This window comes from Ningiella ruwaisensis (assembly GCF_004798935.1).
GTDB lineage: Bacteria > Pseudomonadota > Gammaproteobacteria > Enterobacterales > Alteromonadaceae > Glaciecola > Glaciecola ruwaisensis.
In genome coordinates, this window is sequence record NZ_RAHT01000011.1 from 11,706 (window position 1) to 30,261 (window position 18,556).

Here is an 18,556-nt window from a genome sequence, read left to right on the forward strand (position 1 = left end):
GAATTAAATAAGGCAGGTTGACCCTTGCTGTATTGATAGCAAACATTATTTCATAAAGTTCAGGAAAAACGAGTACAATTCCCTAACGCGACAACGGAAAAGCATAATGCACAAGCCCTTAGCCAAGTTACTCATCCTATTAAGCGCATTCATGTTAAGTGCCTGCGCTTTACCCATTGATTGGTTGTTGTAAAAAAATGCTAGAAATTAACCGGATAAGCGCATGAAAATTAAATTTATTGAAAAGAATAAACACCTAAATAGAAGTGACTCCTTAACTCACATATTCTTTTTCACGTGTATTACTATCACTGCTCTATTAGTCTCCACTCACGCCATTGCAAGGCAAGTTAATCAAAACAGCGCGTCTTACTTTCCTCCACGGGGAGAGTGGGCTGAAAAAGCACCTGACGAGCTGGGTATTGATAAAAATGCGCTAAATAAAGCAATTACATTCGCAAATGAGAATGAATATTCTGGCTCTAGAGACTTGCGTATCGCTATTTTAAAAGGTTTTGAACGTGAGCCTTTTCATGAAATTCTTGGGCCAACCAAAAAACGAGGCGGACCCGCGGGTCTTATTCTCAAAGATGGATATATTGTTGGCAAGTGGGGTGATTTATCACGTGTTGATATGACCTTCAGCGTGACAAAAAGTTACCTATCATCGCTTGCTGGTCTGGCTCTAGACAAAAAGCTCATTGGCAGCTTTTCAGACCGGGTAAATGAATATGTCTGGGACGATACCTTTGTTGGAGAGCACAATAGCAAAATCGACTGGCACAGCTTGCTGAATCAATCCTCAGACTGGTCTGGCAGCCTCTTTGGTATAAAGGACTGGGCAGACAGGCCGCCAAGTGAGGGTGGTATCGATCAGTGGAAATATCGAGAGCTATATGAACCAGATACCGTAATGGAGTATAACGACGTACGAGTCAACGTGCTCGCCTATTCACTTCTTCATGTGTTTCGAGAGCCCCTTCCGCGCGTCCTTAGAACACGCATCATGGACCCAATAGGCGCTTCAACTACCTGGCGCTGGTTTGGTTATGATGATGCCTGGGTGACAGTCGATGGCTTAAAGATGAAGTCAGTGACAGGCGGAGGACACTCCGGTGGAGGTGTGTTTATCAATACTTATGACCAAGCGCGATTTGGCCTTTTGGCCCTGCATGAGGGCACCTGGAATAATATGCCTATCCTTTCTGAAGACTATTTTCGACAGGCTTTACGTCCATCAAATGCAAATGAAAGTTATGGTTACATGTGGTGGCTAAACCGCGGTCCTCGCAAGTGGGAAAAGGTAGAGGATGAGGACATCTTTTATGCGGCGGGATTTGGCGGAAATTTTATTGTCATTGATAAAAAGCGTAATTTAGTTATTGTAACGCGTTGGTTAGAGCCAAGTAAAATTGGCGAGCTTGTCAGCCTTGTTTTGCAAGCTCATGATTAATATCTTCTTTTTGTGATTAATATTTTTTGTTTTGAAAGTAAAAATTTATTGATTGCACTTTGCTCAGTAATACCGATATTACGCAAATGAGAAGACTGATTGTCATCTCATAATAACGTCGCAACCAATTTAATCGTGTTAAACAGCGACCTGTATAAACTTTGGTAAAGTAATATGAGCAAGGATTATAGATTTAACAAAAAAGAATACGGCTTCGATGATGAGCCAGCCGAATATGCTGACAATTCACATCGAAACATTGGCGATAAAAAGCGTCTCGCAAAACAAAAAGCGAAGACCAATTTCAAACGGATGGCACGCCAAGGATAAGATTAATTAGGCTAGTCTGAAGCTCAGTCACTTTCTCTGACTTCAGGCTAGCGCTTCATTTCACTCACTTGCCTTTCTCCTGTGTTACAAAAACTTGTTTGCTTTTTACGACAAAGATCGTAATTTGTTGCAAAGACTTAACCTGAGACACATTGTGGATGTACGATTCTTTTCAACCTTTTTAGAGGTTGCCTACACACGACACTTCGGTAAAGCGGCTGAAAACCTCTATCTGACACCTGCGGCGGTCAGTGCCCGAATTAAACAACTTGAAGAACATTTTAATACAACTTTGTTTTTTCGTGTTCGTAATAGCATTCAGTTAACTCCGGCCGGCGAGAAATTAGTGCCATATGCAAAATCATTGGTGGATGGATTAAACAATGCGCGCAATGCACTTAATGAACAAGCAGCAGCATTTTTGGCTTTTGGGATAACACCTAACGCAGCCGCATGTTTGGAACATTCTCTTATGCTCAAACTTTCACAACACGACCAAAGCATGAGTTTTCGGGTTGATACACTCAGCAGTGAGCAGCTTTCTCGACACTTGCACGAGCGGACAATTGATTTTGCAGTGACAAGCGAAACGCTCAAGTCAGGAGATGTCGAACACATCGAATTGTGTACACTCAAACTTTATTTGGTCGAGCCTGCCGAGGAAAATGACGGTGAAAACGAAAATATGCACAATGTGCATATTGAGTGGAGCCAAAAACTTTGCGATCGCATTCTAGGCGCCATGCCCGAATTTAAGCATGCACGCTTTAAAACCAATAGCGTTGAACAAGCGATTGATTTTCTTCGTGAACGCGACGGACGAGCAATCCTGCCTGATATTTTAATCAAGCGCCTGGAAAAACAAGGAGATAGGCACACCGAAAAGTTTAACAAAAAAGAATGCTCTTTTGGCTTAACGCTTTATCTGGTTCGCTTGAAGGAAGGGCGACACCCCTGTGTAGATGAAATCACAAACCTCCTTGTTTGTGATTGATATGCGGATAATTAAAGCGATTAATTAGGTAGTTGTGTAACTGGTTGATAACCTTCGGCTTCTAATTCTTCGTTCACGCAATCCAACAAAAATTGGTCGAGTGACATACCGTCTGTGCCCTCATCGTTTGCGATGTCTTGGCAATAAGTTTTAAGTTCAAGAACTACATCTTCTTCAGCGACTGGGCGGTCGTCGGCTTGCGCTAAAAAAGCAGGGGCAAACGAAACTAAGGCGCTTGCAAATAATACTGTCAAAAAGCGTTTCATTGTATTCTCCAAGTGAAAGAAACGCGCGCAACATAACGCCAATTACAGATAACGAAAAGCAAATTAATTTATTCCTGAGCGCAAAAATTATTGCGCGAATAAAGTCTTAATTATTCGCCCAAGGGCTGATAGCCCCAAGGCGTTTTAGGCAGTATGGCAAATTCGTCTGCAATAGCGTAACAGCAGCATGCACAAATTACGCACTTTGCATCATAAAAACGCTTCGCCATTAAATTTATTGTTTAAAAACAGTAAATTGCTTTTGGAACACTTCTCGCAACTTACGGGTGACTTGCAAATTAATTAGCGTGAAAGAGGAGTAAACATGAGTAGCATTGATGCAAAACCAGGCAGCATATTTCCTGACATCCAGGTGAGCACGCGAGACTCTGAAGAAGTATCGCTTATTCCCAAAATTAAAAGTGACTTTAGCCGTTCAGAAAATACCTGGTACGCAATTGTTATTTATCGAGGCCAACACTGCCCCATCTGCGCCAATTACCTGAATGAACTGGCAAATAAGCAGAATGAATTTGAAAAACTGAATGTGAAACTTGTTGCCGTTTCTACAGACAGCGTTGAGCAGTTGAATCAGTTTTACAAGGAAAAAATTTCTGACGTGAGCTTTCCAGTCTATGCCAACCTAAAGCTGGATGTAGCTAAACATTTTGGACTTTACTTATCGTCGCCAATGTCAGCATCTGAAACGGATCATGTTTTTACCGAACCTGCATTGTTTGTAGTCAATCCTCAACGGCAGGTACAAATTGTTGACGTCGCTAATGCGCCATTTATACGGCCTAAAGTGGATACTTTATTAGCTGGAATAAAACATATTCAGGAAAATGTTTACCCAATTAGAGGGGAGTATGAGCACAATTGATCCATTGCGCGCAATGCATTCTCACAGATGCCATTAATAGGCAAATGTTGTTAGATAAATAAATTTCAAAGGAGAGTAACCATGACAAATCTTTCCCTTCCAAGCTCCGGTTTTGGTACCTTCAGATTAAAAGGTGACCAAGCATACAAAGCGACGCAAGACGCGTTAGATGTTGGGTTTCGTCACATTGACACTGCACAGATTTATGAAAACGAAGATAAAGTGGGTCAAGCGATCCAAGACTCTGATATTCCTCGTGATGAAATTTTTCTTACTACTAAGGTGTGGTTTGATAACTTTAAAAAAGAAAAGTTTATCGATAGTGTACAGGACAGTCTGGACCACTTAAAAGTTTCTTCTGTAGATTTACTTCTAATCCACTGGCCCTCTCCTGAAAACGAAGTCCCCATGACAGAGTATCTGGAGCAGTTAGCAAGATGCAAACAGGAGGGATTTACAAAAAATATAGGAGTGTCCAATTTTACTAAAGGACATATCGATAAAGCCATCGAAATTCTGGGTGAACGACAAATTCTTACCAATCAAATTGAAGTGCATCCCTTGTTTAACAACCATGAATTAGTGCAATATTGTCAAAAGCAAAATATTTTAATTACCGCTTACATGCCGCTTGCGGTGGGCAAAGTGATGGAAAACAAAGTATTAAAAGAATTGGCAGAACAGAAAAATACCAGTCCAGCGAGTATTGCACTTGCATGGTTAAATATGAAACTGATGATTAGCATTCCATCATCTACAAATAAAGCACATATGGCGGATAATCTGGCGGCAAAAAATATTGTGTTGACCGATGCGGAAATTGCTCGAATAGACAATATTGACCATCAAGACAGGATTGTTGACCCTGATTTTGCACCTAAGTGGGACTAGCGCGTTTCAATACTGTTTTGAGCTACCAGGCTCTACCAAAATTCTGAAGCTGAGAAGTAAAAACATATTTATCGCCACGATACACACTTCGGGTAAATTCAAGCGGGGTGTTGTCTTGCAAAAAGGTAAAACGTTCGATTCGAAGTACCGGATCGCCTTCCCTAATGGATAATAGGCCAGCCTCCGTCGGGGAGGCGATGGAAGCTGTGACTTTTTGTTTTCCATGCACTGGGGCGCAATTCTGCTGACTTAGTGCGTGATATAGGGAATCAGATATTGTGCTTAGGTCGGGTAAAAAATTTGCTGGAACAATAGCATTTTCGATGCCCATTGGCGTATTGTTCGATAAGCGAACGCGGCCAAGCCGACAGACTTTAGCACCTGTTTTTAGTTTTAAGGCCTCAGCTTCTTCTTGTGTTGCTTCTGCATAAACTTTGACAAGCCAGATTGAACTTGGATCTACTCCCAGATTACGCATTTCATCGGTAAATCCGGAGAGATCTTCCCCTTTATGCTCAATGCGATCGCTAATAAACGTACCCGCACCCTGGCGTCTAAACAGCAAGCCTTCTTCGATTAATTGATCAATGGCTTTTCGAATGGTAACGCGAGAAGCGCCTGTTCGATCTTGTAATATGCGCTCAGACGGAATCGCTTCACCGCTGCTGACTTGCCCGCCTAAAATACGCTTTCGCAGATCATTCGCCAATTGCTGATACAAGGGTGAATGCTTGTTCCAATTGGAGCCAATGTCGTTCAAAAAAAGATCTTTTATACCGGTCCCCTTGAAAGTCGGATGAAATGCTTACCAAGTCTCAACTCAGCATGCCTTGTTACCTACTCTCGGTCAATACGCTGGCAACAAGGCAAATTGAATCGGATTTTAATACAAGCTCAACGAAAACTATGGTCTGAATCTGAAGGTTAGCCCAATTGTTCGACCAATCACATCGTAATCGCTCACCGTACCGAAAAAGTTACCACCAGCCTCAGGTATAGGCGGCTCTTCGTCAAATAAGTTATCAATACCAAAAGTCAGTTCATATTTTTCTGCAAACTTGTAGGTAGCGGCAATGTCGATGTAACTTTGAGAATCGATACTGATGCTGTCGTCAAGCGCTGCATCTACTTCTCCAATAAAGCGCCAACCTATTTGAATGTCGACAGCATCAACTGAAAAATCAATCCACGCTCTATGACGATAGTCTGCTTGCACAATGCTGGCAAAATCACCTGTACAAGAAGTCCCAAAGGTTCCCTTACAATCCAGCGCAGCAACCGTTGCGTTATTTTGCCGGCTTTGTTCATCAACAATGTTGCCCTGGTAGCTTATCTGCAAGCCTTTTACATACTCGCCTAAATCACCAAACCCATATCTGACACCAATATCAAAACCCGACTGAGATAACACGGCGAGATTAAAATCATTCACGAGCGTCTGGCTGATAAGCCCTGTGGATGGGTCCCGAAGCACTGCGCCGCAAAGCGGATTGCCTTCAACTGGATCGTCTATATAGCAGCTCGTTAACGCAGCTATGGGCTGAATTTGACTCACCGCATCGGTAATTTCAATATCGTAGTAGTCTACGGTAATATCCAAATCATCGACAAATTCAGGCGTATAAACAATCCCATAGCTTGTGGTTTCCGATTCTTCTGGCTGGATCATATCGTTTCCACCAAAGGTATAGATAGCCTGAGCGGTATCAAATGGCGTCCCCGGCGCGGCAGCACCAAGTCGTGCACACTGCGCGCTATCTCCTCTTCCGTCCAGGCATGGATCGCCATCGAAGCGACCCCCTAAACGAGGAATGAACGAAGGACTTGTGGGGTCAAATAAAGCTAAAGACAAGGCCACTTCCGGACCAGCAAACTCTCCTAAATTTGGTGCTCGAATGGCACTTTGCTGCGTAGCTCTAAATCTTAAATCTTCAGTAATTGCCCAGCTTAGGCCGATTTTGTCCGTACTGGCAGAATCCACATTGGAGTAATCTGAGTGGCGGTAAGCACCCTCTACAGAAAGCTCTTTGATAAATGGCAAATCACTTAATACCGGAACCAAGACTTCTGCATACCATTCTTTAGTATCAAATCCAGCATCTATCGCAGAGATACCGCCTAAACCATAAGCCGTGCCTGAGGCAAGCGCAGCGCCAGGGGTTTGAACACCCTCTTCATCTCGATATTCATAACCCAAAGCAAAGCCAACTGGCCCAGACGGCAATTCGAAGAAATCACTGGAATCACCCGATATTGTCAAGTTCACAACCGACTGAATGCGCTCACGATTGGAATGAATTAAGGTAGAAGACAGATCTCGCAGGTCGCTTGGACCAAAAATATTGCGCGTATCGGCTATGCTTTGGAAATCAGTGCGAATACCATTATTGTAGACTTTTGCTGTACCGTCAGTGCGGCCGTATTGTCCGTAAATGTCCCAACCAATAAAATCAGTGATATCTCCTCTGAACCCTAGCTGAAATTGTAAAGTGTCGCGCACAGTGCGCGTTTCCTGTAAACCAAATCCCAAGTTCTTTTGCACAGAAACAAGGGCATTTCCGTCTGCATCAAAGGTCAGCAAATCACTGATAGCGGGCGTTAAAAAAGGATTATCGCTATTGATAAGTACCTGTTCATTCACGGTAACGGGTGTTTGACCAGTAGAGCCAGCGCCAGTTACCCGAACCTGAGTAAACATTGCACGGCCATACATTTCAATCTTGTCTTCGAAAAGTTCGTAGTTGAAAAAGACGTTTCCGGTCAGACGTTCAATGGGTTGAATCAAATAACGTTGTGGTGTGATGTTTACAAATTGAGCATCGTCCACCAGATTACCCGATTCGGTAAAAGCAAAGCTATTACCACTTGTTACATCGCTAAAGTTACCACCAACTCCTGCCACAAGGGTGGGTCCGTTTTCAGTAAAATCTCTTTCTCCAGCAAGCAGCTCTTCACGTTTTGTATAGCCGATGTATGCAGTGATATTACCCCGACCGTTATCTATTGCTGTTCCCATGGTTGCATCAATGTTAAAGGTTTCACCACCACCATCGGTGAATTCATAACCTGCAGTGGTTTCAAATCCCTGATATTCATCATCCAGAATAAAGTTAACCACGCCTGCCACTGCATCAGCACCATAGACCGCAGCCGCGCCACCCGTTAATACTTCCACACGTTTTATAAGACCAGCGGGAATACTGTTCACATCCACAGCGTTTCTGAAGCTGAAAGGTACTACTCGGGAACCGTTGACCAATACCAGTGTTCTATTTTGACCTAAGCCTCGCAAATCAATAGTAGAAGATCCCAGAGAATCGCCCACTGTTGCCCCTGTCGAGTTGGCACCTGCTGCCGCTTGAGGCAGTTTGCGAACAATGTCTTCAACCGTCACCGCCTGGTCCATTTCAAGCTGTATTTCGCTAACGGTAAATACGGGACTGGTTGCCTCAAGCTCCGTTCGAGCTATGCGTGAGCCCGTTATTTGTATGGTTTCTGCTTCGTCTTCTTCGCTATCACTCTGGGCAAACGCAATTGGGGCTACCATAGTTGAGATGGCGATAGACGAAAGCGCTAACATGACAGACTGGCTGATGGATTTACGTGGAAATTTCATAATGGTCGTCCCTTTTTATTACACTATTATGCGTGTTACCTAGCTCTCAAGGCTAATTTGCAGAACATGACGAGTCCTTAATATTGGACCAAGTAACACAAAACTTTTAAATTTGTATTATATTGGTATTAAATTAGCGTGCTTGTTAAGTACCTGTCAACAAGTCTTTTGTTTAAAATTTAAACTAACTGATGATTTGGACGAACATTTATTCATTGATTTGTAAGATGATAGCTCCATTGACCTCAGTAATTTATCAGTGGTACGCTTGAGTGGTCTTTAATATCCCATAAGTAAGCCAGAGCGTCATTAAAAGATAAGTCACTCAGTCAACTTGCCATTGCAACGGAATAGAGAATGCATCCACATATTAAAAAGCTTTATGAGATCAGTGCTAAACCTAGCCGAATCATTATTGGTCTTATGAGTGGTACATCTTTAGATGGACTAGATGTTGCAATTTGTAAGATATCGGGCGCCGGCAAACATACTGAGTGTGAATTACTGGATTTTACAACACTCGATTATGATCAAGAGTATCGGACCAAAATCCGTTCTATTTTTGCCAAGCCCGACGGTCACTTAGAAACGCTTTGTCTGCTAAATGCCTGGGTTGGCCGCTACCACGCTAAATTAGTTAATCAAGCCATTGCAGAACTTGGCTATACTTCGTCGCAAATTGATATCATCGCCAGTCATGGGCAAACGGTTTATCACTGCCCTAAAATTCAACATCAGCAAGCGCAGTACGAAAATTCCACCTTACAAATTGGTGATGGTGACCATATCGCCCTTGGCACAAATATCATTACCCTAAGCGATTTTAGGCAAAAGCATATTGCCGCAGGCGGTCAAGGTGCTCCGCTTGTCATGTATGGCGATTATTTGTTATTTCATTCTCCAGAAGAAGATCGTGTTTTGCTGAATATAGGGGGAATTGCGAATTTAAGCTTTATTTCTAAAGATGCGAAGTTAGATACCATTATCAGCAGCGATATTGGTCCGGGCAACACAATGATGGATGCGTATATCCAGCGCTCTTTTAACAATTTGCAATTCGACAAAGATGCCAGGATTGCCAAACAAGGAAAAGTGAATAAAGCTTTGTTGAATGCACTGTTGAACCATCCATTTTTTGCCTTAGGATTCCCAAAAACAACAGGCCCGGAAGTGTTTAATTTGCATTTTTTAGATGCAGCAATTGCTAAAGTGACGCATGAAAATCCAAAGATGGAGTTGCGGCATGAGGATGTAATGGCAACCTTATGCGAATTTAGCGCAATTACGATAGTAAATGCGATATGTGCGCTCCTTTCTCACAGAGACAATGTGCATATTTATAGCAGCGGAGGAGGGATCCACAATCCCGTGTTAATGGAAAGTATTTATCGCAAACTGCAGGTGCAGTTTAAAGGCGTAAATCTGCATACCACTGATGCTTTTGACATCAACCCCGATGCAAAGGAAGCGGTATTATTCGCCTTACTGGCAAATGAAACGCTAAGTGCAGATCAAAGTGCTAGAGATATGTTTTCTATCAATCCGTCAGACCTTGCAGTGCCTGCGGTTACGATGGGCAAAATTAGCTTCCCCGATTAACTGCACATGATTTTTTATATATGATTAATTGCAAAAGAGAGAAGGCTTAAATGGCGCAAAATCTTAATTTCGATACCGCTCCTACCAACGCAATTGTTGGCGTATCGGGCACGGTACTTAGCACTGACGAACGTGCGCTATTTAAAGAAATCAGACCAGCGGGCATGATTTTGTTTGCCCGCAATATAGACTCTCCTTCTCAATTGAGGGAGCTTACGAATTCGTTTAAGGAAATAACTGACAATCCTTACGCTCTCATCCTAATCGATCAGGAAGGCGGGAGGGTGTCGCGTTTGCCAAAACCTCACTGGCGTATTCCTCCAAGTCCAACACGCTTCGCAGCTTTGTATCAGCGCTCGAAACAAGCTGCCCTAAAAGCATGTGAACTCAACTACCAACTCATTGGCGATGACCTAAAAAAAATGGGTATAAACGTTAATTGTGCGCCAATGCTTGATATCCCTCAAAAAAACGCGTCTACCGTTGTTACTGACAGAGCATTAGGTGATTCACCTGAGCAAGTCATCGCGCTGGGGCATGCGACTATTGCCGGTCTTAAGCACTGTGGTGTAGAGCCTGTTATTAAACATGCACCCGGGCATGGACGCGCCACACTGGATAGTCACAAAGCATTACCTCGAGTAGACGATTCACTTAAGAGCTTGGCAGAGTGGGACTTTCTTCCTTTTGCTCATTTTTCTCAGGAAACTATGTTGATGACGGCGCACATTCTCTACAGCGATATCGATAAAAACGTGCCTGGAACCTTGAGTAGCAAAGTTATCAATAATGTTATCAGGAAACACCTCAATTTTGACGGACTCATTATGACCGATGATATTGATATGCATGCACTACAAGGTAGCACCTATGAAAAAGCAAAAAATGCGCTGTCGGCGGGCTGTGATCTTGTATTACAGTGTAGCGGTCGCTTCGAAGATTTGAAAGATCTCTCGGCTTCACTTGAAGTATTGAGTGGACGCGCGCTGGAGCGTTATATAAACGCCTGTAAAAGCGCTTCAAAGCCAGCCAATGAAATTGACAATGAAGCTGTACTGGCTGAAATGAGCGATATTTTTGCGACGCATGCCATAGCAACAGACTAGAGCGTGCTCTAGCATGCAACTAAAGATTTATTTGTTGGTATCGATGTTCATACCCAATTATTTAGAAATTGCTGTAGGTTTTGTTTGATTTACCGCTATATATCATCAGTAACTAATCTGTCAGACTGCTTTTGTCATATATACGCAACAGGAAAATATTGGATATTCATGACTTTGAGGTTGTGATGCATCTGGATGTGGTTATAATCATGCAGTAATTTTATACAGCCTGTTTGCGGGAGAATTTTTGTGAAATTAAAAGCAGTGATAACGCTAGGGTTAGCCGGTTTGTTCTTTAGTGTTGCAGTCGCTCAAACAATGAGCGAAGAAGAAATCAAAGAAAGAATCAAGCCAGTTGGTAAAGTGAATGTAGCAGGCGCAGTTGATGCAAGTGCAGCAGCAGCCGGTCCACGTACGGGTAAGGAAATTTACGATGCGGCATGTGTTGCCTGTCACACAACCGGTGTGTTAAACGCTCCCAAGTTACAAGTAGCTGCTGATTGGCAACCACGTTTAGACGAGAAAGGATTCGATCAGGTCTGGAAAAATGCGGTTAATGGTATTGGTGCGATGCCAGCAATGGGAACTTGCGGCGACTGTACTGAAGAAGATATCAAAACAGCAATTGAATATATGATTGAAGGTATTTAAAACTAATATCCGCATAGCGACTCGCTAGGCAACGCTCGACAAGGGCGCTTTAGTTGTAAAAAAAAAAAGCACTTTGATCAAGAACCAGCGAGTGTATTGTGTAAATGCAAAAACGTGAAGTGGTCAGTCACTTAAGTGAAAACGAGCTCCGGAGTATTGTGCCGGAGCTTCAGCATTTAACAGAGCGCTACAAGCGCGCTGAAAAAATTCAGAAAGCGCTCTATCTCATCAGTGAGCTATCCAGTTCAGCAGTTAATCTTGACAGTCTCTACGAATCTATTCATAACGTCGTCAGAGACTTCATGACAGCCGACAATTTTTATGTTGCCTTTCATGAACAACACGACGAACGCATCAATTTTGCCTATTTTGTGGATGAAAGAGATGAACAAGCCATCCTGTCTATTCCTTATGAAAAAATAAAAAAAGGCATCACTGCGCACATTCTTCGCAGTGGTAAAAAGCTCGTCATTACGCAAGAAAACTACGAAGAAGTGTATGCCAAACACGGCATTGAAATGTTGGGCACCCCGCCAGTAGACCTCATTGGCGTGCCCCTAATGCGTAACAATCAGGTTATTGGCACAATGGTCGTTCAAAGCTATAACGAAAACGTGCGTTACAGCGACGATGACCTGGAGATTCTTACTTTTATCTCGCAACATATCGTTACCACCGTTGACAGGGTGAAGCATCGCGAGCTTACCGAAGAGCTAATAAAGCAGCGTACCCAGCAGTTGCAAATTGCGAATAAAGAGTTGGAAGATGAAATTGCTGAGCGTAAGCGCGTGGAAGCCTTGCAAAAAGCACTTTTTGAAATTTCAGAACTGTCTGCCTCTTACGATTTGGACATTCTTCGTTTCTACGGCGCCATTCATCAAATTCTCAAACGCTTGATTGAAGCTGAAAACTTTTACATCGCCATTCTGGACGATGAGAAACAGCTGCTGACATTCCCCTATTTTGTAGGTAAAAGCGAAGATGCCTCTTCTTCTCGTAAAATGGGAAAAGGATTAACTGAATATGTTATCCGCAAAGCAAAAGCTTGCCTCATCGATGCAGCTAAAATTAGCAGTCTTATTGAAGGCGGCGAGCTAAGAGAGCAAATTGGGAAGAATATGCTTATTGAGGGCAATTCATGGATGGGTGCACCCCTTGTGTTAGATAATGCAGTCTTTGGTGTAATTGCCGTGCAAACCTATGGTGCAAGCGAGGACTATAGCGAAGAAGATTTGAACATTTTGCGCTATGTGTCACAGCATATTGCCGTTGCAATGGAGCGACGAGAAAATGCTCAGGCACTTAAAAATTATAACAAGCAGTTATCTGACAAAGTCAAAGAGCGCACTGCTGAGCTAAATCAAACCAATGAATCTCTCAAACGTCAAATTGAACAGCGTAAAGAAATTGAACTGAAGCTTATTCACGATGCGCATCATGACGCGCTAACTGGCTTGCCAAACAGAGTAATGTTTAATAATCGTCTTGAGCTCGCTATATCGAGCAAACGCAGACATGGTCAGCATAACTATGCCCTTTTATTTGTCGATTTAGACCGCTTTAAAACTATAAACGATACATTAGGGCATCATGCTGGCGACGAATTTTTAATAGAAGTTGCGGCTCGACTTAAGCAGTGTAAACGTAGTCATGATTTACTGGCTCGCTTAGGTGGAGATGAGTTTGTTATTTTAGTAGATAGCTACAATCATCTAAGTGATGTAGAAGCCATCGCGCAACGTATTGTTGATATAGTTTCGCGTCCTTTCACTATCGAAAAGAAAGAAGTTTATTCTGGTGCCAGCGTAGGTGTCGCTGAATTGAGCGAAACTTATACGACAGCAGACGATGCATTGCGAGACGCCGATGCAGCTATGTATCAGGCAAAGAATCTGGGTAAAAATCGCTTTATTGTTTTTGATGTAAGTATGCGTAATCAACTCATTGAAGAGGTCGAGTTAGAGCGCGATTTCAGAAAAGCCTTCAAGCAAAATGCGTTTAATTGTTATTTACAAGCAGTTGTCGATTTACACAATGGTGATGTGCTTTATTATGAGCATACGCTCAGATGGGAAAGTGATACCCACGGTGAAATTAAAGATGCGGCCTTTTGGCGATTAGCAGACCAGTGCGGTCTTACCTTCAGTATCAATCAATACCTTATTGACCAAAGTTTCAAAGTACTCAAACAGTGGGGATTAAGCGACAGTACATATGATCAACGCATCAGTATGAAACTGTCTGTTGAGCATCTGCTTCATAAAAAATCGATGGATAGTTTAATTCAATTGCTGGAGTGGGCCGAAGTCGATCCTAGTCGACTGCTCATTGAACTGTCTGAACAGTCTCTAGCTCGCTTTAGTAAGTATCTTCCGAATATCCTCGATACTCTCACAAATATGGGGGTAGCGTTGGTGCTTAACAATTTTGGCAGTGAAACGGCTGCGCTTTCGTATCTATTTAAATACGATTTTGATTTGGTCAAGCTCAATGCAAACTTGGTCAATACCATTGGTATGTCTGATAAATATCATAAACTTGTGCAGTCATTTATAAGCATTGCAAATCACATCGATATAGAAGTTATTGGCGATGGTGTAATTGATGCCGCGGTTAAGCAAGAGCTAATGATTACTGGATGCAGATACGGCCAAGGAGATTATTTAGCAGAAGTTCAGGCACTTTAAGTGAGGTTCGAATTAACTTTTTAATCTGAAAATAAATTCTTTAAATTGGCAATGCCTTTTTGCGCTTTTTGTTTTCGCTGCTCGTCTGTATCCTGTTTTTTATGCCACTCCCACTCAATGTCATCATGGGGCAACTCATATAAAAAGCGACTTGGCTCTGGCTCAATTAACTCGCCCATTTGCCGGCGTTCGCGCGCAATACTAAAGAACAGTTGTTCTTGAGCACGGGTAATACCTACGTACGCTAATCGCCTTTCTTCTTCGATATTGTCTTCATCAATGCTACTTTGGTGAGGCAACAAACCTTCTTCCATTCCAACCATAAATACAAAAGGGAACTCCAGGCCTTTTGAAGCATGTAAAGTCATTAACTGAATTTGGTCGGCTTCATCAGAATCTTCTCCCCGCTCCATCATATCGCGAAGCGTCAGACGCTGCACAATTTCCGCCAGACTCATAGGCGCTTCTAAAGCATCGCCTTTTAACATGTCTTTGACCCAGGAAAATAGCGTAGAGACATTCGCCATTGCCATTTCAGCGGCTTTTGGGCTAGCGCTTTGCGCATATAACCATTCCTCAAAGCCAAGGTGCTTAATAAAGTCTCGAAGCACATCAACCGCCTCACCTCGCTGCATGTTATATTTAGTCTCTATTATTAACCTGATGAAAGTCTGAATGCTTTGAAAGGCATTGCCTGGCAACACAGAAGAAAGCCCTTTATGACACATTGCCTCAAACAGCGTGCATTGATGCGCATTAGCAAACTCTCCTATTTTGGCGAGACTGGCTCTGCCTATGCCGCGATGAGGGGTATTTACAATTCTCAGCAAGGCGTTGTCATCCTCATGGTTAGTGAGAAGGCGCAAGTAAGCCATGATATCTTTTATTTCCGCTCTCCCAAAAAACGAGGTGCCGCCACTTATCTTGTAGGGGATACGGTTTTTCATGAGTACTTTCTCAAATACTCTGGACTGGTGATTTCCCCGATACAAAATGGCGTATTGTTTATATTGAGTGTCGCGCATAAAACGATGGGCAAGCATCTCTGCCACCACTTTTTCAGCTTCATGCTCTTCATTTTTTGCAACGAGTACTTTAAGCGGTTCACCATAGCTTAAATCAGAAAATAGTCGTTTTTCGAAGACATGCGGATTGTTCTGAATAAGAATATTGGCTGTATGCAAAATACGTCCTGACGAACGATAGTTTTGTTCAAGCTTTATAAGCTTAAGACTGGGAAAATCCTCTTTCAGCAAAAGCAGGTTTTTTGGCTGAGCGCCACGCCATGAATAAATAGACTGGTCATCGTCTCCCACGACCGTAAATCTCGCACGTTCACCCACTAGCAATTTCACTAACTGATATTGACTGGTATTTGTATCCTGATACTCATCTACCAGCAAATAGCGAATTTTATTGCGCCAAAGTTGCCGTATTTCTTCGTATTGAATGAAAAGCAAGGTGGGTAAAAGAATGAGATCATCAAAATCCAGCGCATTATACGCCTTTAAATGGCGCGAATACTCCTTATAAAACGCGGCTTGCTCTGCTAACAGTGGCTCACTTGCATGCTTAATGGCTACTTCAGGGACGATCAACTCATTTTTCCAATTTGAGATCCGCGTCATCAGCGCCTGCAAGGCATCTTTATCACCATCATAGTGTTCTAGAGTCAGATCGTTCAACAATGAGAAGGTATCCTTGTCGTCGAACAACGAAAAGCCGGATTTGTAGCCAAGCGTGCCCACATGCTTTTTAATGATATTTAAACCAAGCGTATGAAAGGTAGAGACTTTTAAACCTCTTGAGGCCTTTTTGCCGAGAGTCAGCGCGACTCGCTCTTTCATTTCACGCGCCGCCTTATTCGTAAATGTAACTGCGGCGATTTGCGAAGGCTTGTAACCGCATGTATTTACTAAATAGGCAATTTTATTGGTAATCACCCGAGTTTTACCACTGCCTGCCCCTGCCAGGACCAAACAGGGGCCAGACACATACTCTACCGCGGATTGTTGAGCGTCATTTAAGCGCATATACCTCGAGCACTTGAGAAAAAATAAAAAGGCCGTAAATTATAGCAAATTAGGCTTATTAAACACTGCATTTATTTGCATCAGGGTCTACAATGCATAGATGACAGTAGCTAAAGCTTCGCAACCTGAAAAGTCCATTAAACGATAAGGTTGCAGACATAGGAGTAATTATGATTGATCCGAAAAAGCTGGAAGAAATTGCTAAAAATATTTCTTCTGCCATTCCCCCTGGTGTAAAAAACATGGCTGATGAGGCAGAAGGGAGAATAAAGCAGGTTTTGCAAGCCCAATTAAGTAAGCTTGATTTTGTCAGTCGAGAAGAGTTTGATATTCAAAGCCAGGTACTGATTAGAACCCGAGAAAAGCTCGAAGCACTTGAAGCTCGTTTGAACGAATTAGAAGCTTCAGGTAAAGATGACGAAACAACTCAAGCTGATGCCTAATCTTTAAATTTTATTGTCTTTGTTTGTGATTGGAAGGTGACGTGCTTTGTATCTTTACAACAAAGCCGTTTGCAAGCTAGCAAAAGCATCGTCACCCATTTCTATATAAATCTTACTATTTGTATCCAGCCGTTTTCCAAAGATGTTATAGAACACCTTTCACCTTTTTTTGTGTCTGTAAAAGTTGCAACTGTTCTGTCAGTCTCTTGTAGAAGTTTCTCGACATACATGAAGTGTTGAAAATACATGATTGAAATGATTGATAATTTTTTTGGCTTGTCTTTTGAATACTGTGTTTGTTGGTTTTTTGGTTTTAGTTTGACCGTTTTCATGAAGCTAAACACTACACAAATACAGTTCCAAACAGAGAAAAATGACGTTCAGACATATCACAAAGTCTGCTGGCTGAAAATCATCTAAACAAGGAGAGCATCATGAGAGCACGTAAAAAGCGGATTTCATATCTATTTATTAGCTTTGTAATTTCGCTGTTTATGACATCTGTGCACGCCAACGGTGCTGATTTTGAGGCAGTATTAAGTGATGTGGCGGCTGCAAAAATATGTGAGCAACTTGATAATCGTTTTCGAGAAATAGAAGGCCTGGATACGCAGGGTAACTCTGTTATAAGTGGCACACTCTGGGTAGCTGATTGTGTTGCCCAAACAAACCTGCAAGCTCCCGAAAAACTTACGCTTAACCTACAGCTGGAAGGCTGGCGATGGCTAAATCGAAACTCAAGTAAATTAGGCGCTGACTTTAAAGTGAATGAAGTTGTTCGCTTTACCGTAAAGGTGATATTTGAAGGTGCTATTAGCAGCGATTACTCCGCTCAAGATAAGATTATGTATATTCGGTATCATCCTTATAATGAGGTTCAGATTGATTTTAAGGTGGCTGGCGATGTTGATGTTGATAAACAAAGCGTGTGGTCTTCGTTTGTAAGCGGCGCAGCAACAATGGTTGGCCAATCGCCCGATTCAATTGCTGATGAACGCTTTGATAAAATTGGCGAAAAACGCTTTAAACAGAAGCTGGAAGATGGCGTAAGTATGGCTTACAGCCTTTGTACCGGTGAACGTATTGTCGAATTAGGACAGCTCGACAGCAATGCGTTGAAACAAGCACTGATCAATAGGAAAGAAAGTGACGTTAAACCAGTCGCCCTCCCATCATCTTCTATTTTATTGTTTGGTCCTTATAGCAGTAGCTCAGATCACATCGACATAGTTATCGAAAGCGAAACACATGAACCAGTTGAAACGCTTTTTTTATGTCAAAACGACGCGGTAAAAATAGCACGTGACTACATGCAAGGAAATGCCAGAAGCCCAATTGTTCCAGCTGCTCTAAGAAGTGCCTCAGATAAATACGCAAAGGCCTTTTCTAACAGAAACGAGAATGATGACTGCCCGGTGATTGGGCTTTTGCGCACAAAATCTGCTCAAGCGGCGGTTGTTGATTTTAAATTTAGCGTTGCTAACCGCGGTAAACCTGAGGGATTTTTGCGATGCGAATAATTGTGAAGTACGAGATGCAAAGTAACATAATAGTCACTTTATTGCTCGCTTTTGCACGCAGTAGTTCTCGTTTTTAGCGCTACG

At 42.5% G+C, this 18,556-nt stretch carries 14 protein-coding genes; 10 read left to right on the forward strand and 4 right to left on the reverse strand.

Features of this window, described 5'->3' with window-relative positions; all coding sequences use genetic code 11:
• Window positions 1–223 precede the first annotated feature (223 nt).
• Both D6V41_RS17060 and D6V41_RS17065 read left to right on the forward strand, forming a co-directional pair.
• Window positions 224–1,453: a serine hydrolase domain-containing protein gene (locus D6V41_RS17060; protein ID WP_136252762.1), complete on the forward strand. Its 1,230-nt coding sequence runs from the start codon at window positions 224–226 to the stop codon at window positions 1,451–1,453.
• A gap of 454 nt (window positions 1,454–1,907) precedes the next feature.
• Window positions 1,908–2,777: a LysR family transcriptional regulator gene (locus tag D6V41_RS17065; RefSeq protein ID WP_136252763.1), complete on the forward strand. Its 870-nt coding sequence runs from the start codon at window positions 1,908–1,910 to the stop codon at window positions 2,775–2,777.
• A 20-nt stretch (window positions 2,778–2,797) separates the two neighbouring features.
• On the opposite strand, the gene D6V41_RS17070 is transcribed toward D6V41_RS17065, so the two are convergent.
• Entirely contained in the window at window positions 2,798–3,043 is a 246-nt protein-coding gene (locus D6V41_RS17070; protein WP_136252764.1) for a hypothetical protein, read from the reverse strand.
• Between the two features lie 325 nt (window positions 3,044–3,368).
• On the opposite strand from D6V41_RS17070, the gene D6V41_RS17075 reads away from it, so the two are divergent.
• Together D6V41_RS17075 and dkgB are read left to right on the forward strand one after the other, a co-directional pair.
• The gene (locus D6V41_RS17075; protein WP_136252765.1) at window positions 3,369–3,926 is read left to right on the forward strand and encodes a redoxin domain-containing protein; all 558 of its coding nucleotides are present in this window, start codon (window positions 3,369–3,371) and stop codon (window positions 3,924–3,926) included.
• 81 nt (window positions 3,927–4,007) lie between these two features.
• Entirely contained in the window at window positions 4,008–4,817 is an 810-nt protein-coding gene (gene dkgB, locus D6V41_RS17080; protein WP_136252766.1) for a 2,5-didehydrogluconate reductase DkgB, read from the forward strand.
• 22 nt (window positions 4,818–4,839) lie between these two features.
• On the opposite strand, the gene D6V41_RS17085 is transcribed toward dkgB, so the two are convergent.
• Complete coding sequence (locus tag D6V41_RS17085) at window positions 4,840–5,577, reverse strand: GntR family transcriptional regulator (RefSeq protein WP_168711073.1); 738 nt, start codon at window positions 5,575–5,577, stop codon at window positions 4,840–4,842.
• 144 nt (window positions 5,578–5,721) lie between these two features.
• Entirely contained in the window at window positions 5,722–8,433 is a 2,712-nt protein-coding gene (locus D6V41_RS17090) for a TonB-dependent receptor plug domain-containing protein (protein WP_179952569.1), read from the reverse strand.
• Window positions 8,434–8,790: 357 nt separating this feature from the next.
• Here D6V41_RS17090 and D6V41_RS17095 point away from each other — a divergent pair, with 357 nt between their 5' ends.
• The 4 genes from D6V41_RS17095 (at window position 8,791) to D6V41_RS17110 (ending at window position 14,476) form a co-directional block, all read left to right on the forward strand.
• Window positions 8,791–10,032: an anhydro-N-acetylmuramic acid kinase gene (locus D6V41_RS17095; RefSeq protein WP_136252768.1), complete on the forward strand. Its 1,242-nt coding sequence runs from the start codon at window positions 8,791–8,793 to the stop codon at window positions 10,030–10,032.
• Between the two features lie 50 nt (window positions 10,033–10,082).
• On the forward strand, window positions 10,083–11,138 hold the full coding sequence (nagZ, locus tag D6V41_RS17100; protein ID WP_136252769.1) for a beta-N-acetylhexosaminidase: 1,056 nt from the start codon (window positions 10,083–10,085) through the stop codon (window positions 11,136–11,138).
• 249 nt (window positions 11,139–11,387) lie between these two features.
• The gene (locus tag D6V41_RS17105) at window positions 11,388–11,789 is read left to right on the forward strand and encodes a c-type cytochrome (protein ID WP_241664587.1); all 402 of its coding nucleotides are present in this window, start codon (window positions 11,388–11,390) and stop codon (window positions 11,787–11,789) included.
• A gap of 104 nt (window positions 11,790–11,893) precedes the next feature.
• Entirely contained in the window at window positions 11,894–14,476 is a 2,583-nt protein-coding gene (locus tag D6V41_RS17110; protein ID WP_136252770.1) for a sensor domain-containing phosphodiesterase, read from the forward strand.
• 20 nt (window positions 14,477–14,496) lie between these two features.
• Here the strand turns inward: D6V41_RS17110 and rep are convergent, their stop codons facing one another.
• The gene (gene rep / locus D6V41_RS17115; RefSeq protein ID WP_136252771.1) at window positions 14,497–16,509 is read right to left on the reverse strand and encodes a DNA helicase Rep; all 2,013 of its coding nucleotides are present in this window, start codon (window positions 16,507–16,509) and stop codon (window positions 14,497–14,499) included.
• A 170-nt stretch (window positions 16,510–16,679) separates the two neighbouring features.
• Between rep and ubiK the strand changes: the two genes are divergently transcribed.
• Entirely contained in the window at window positions 16,680–16,952 is a 273-nt protein-coding gene (gene ubiK / locus D6V41_RS17120) for a ubiquinone biosynthesis accessory factor UbiK (RefSeq protein ID WP_136252772.1), read from the forward strand.
• 434 nt (window positions 16,953–17,386) lie between these two features.
• Window positions 17,387–18,472, forward strand: a complete 1,086-nt coding sequence (locus tag D6V41_RS17125) for a hypothetical protein (RefSeq protein ID WP_136252773.1) — start codon at window positions 17,387–17,389, stop codon at window positions 18,470–18,472.
• The last annotated feature ends 84 nt before the right edge of the window (window positions 18,473–18,556 follow it).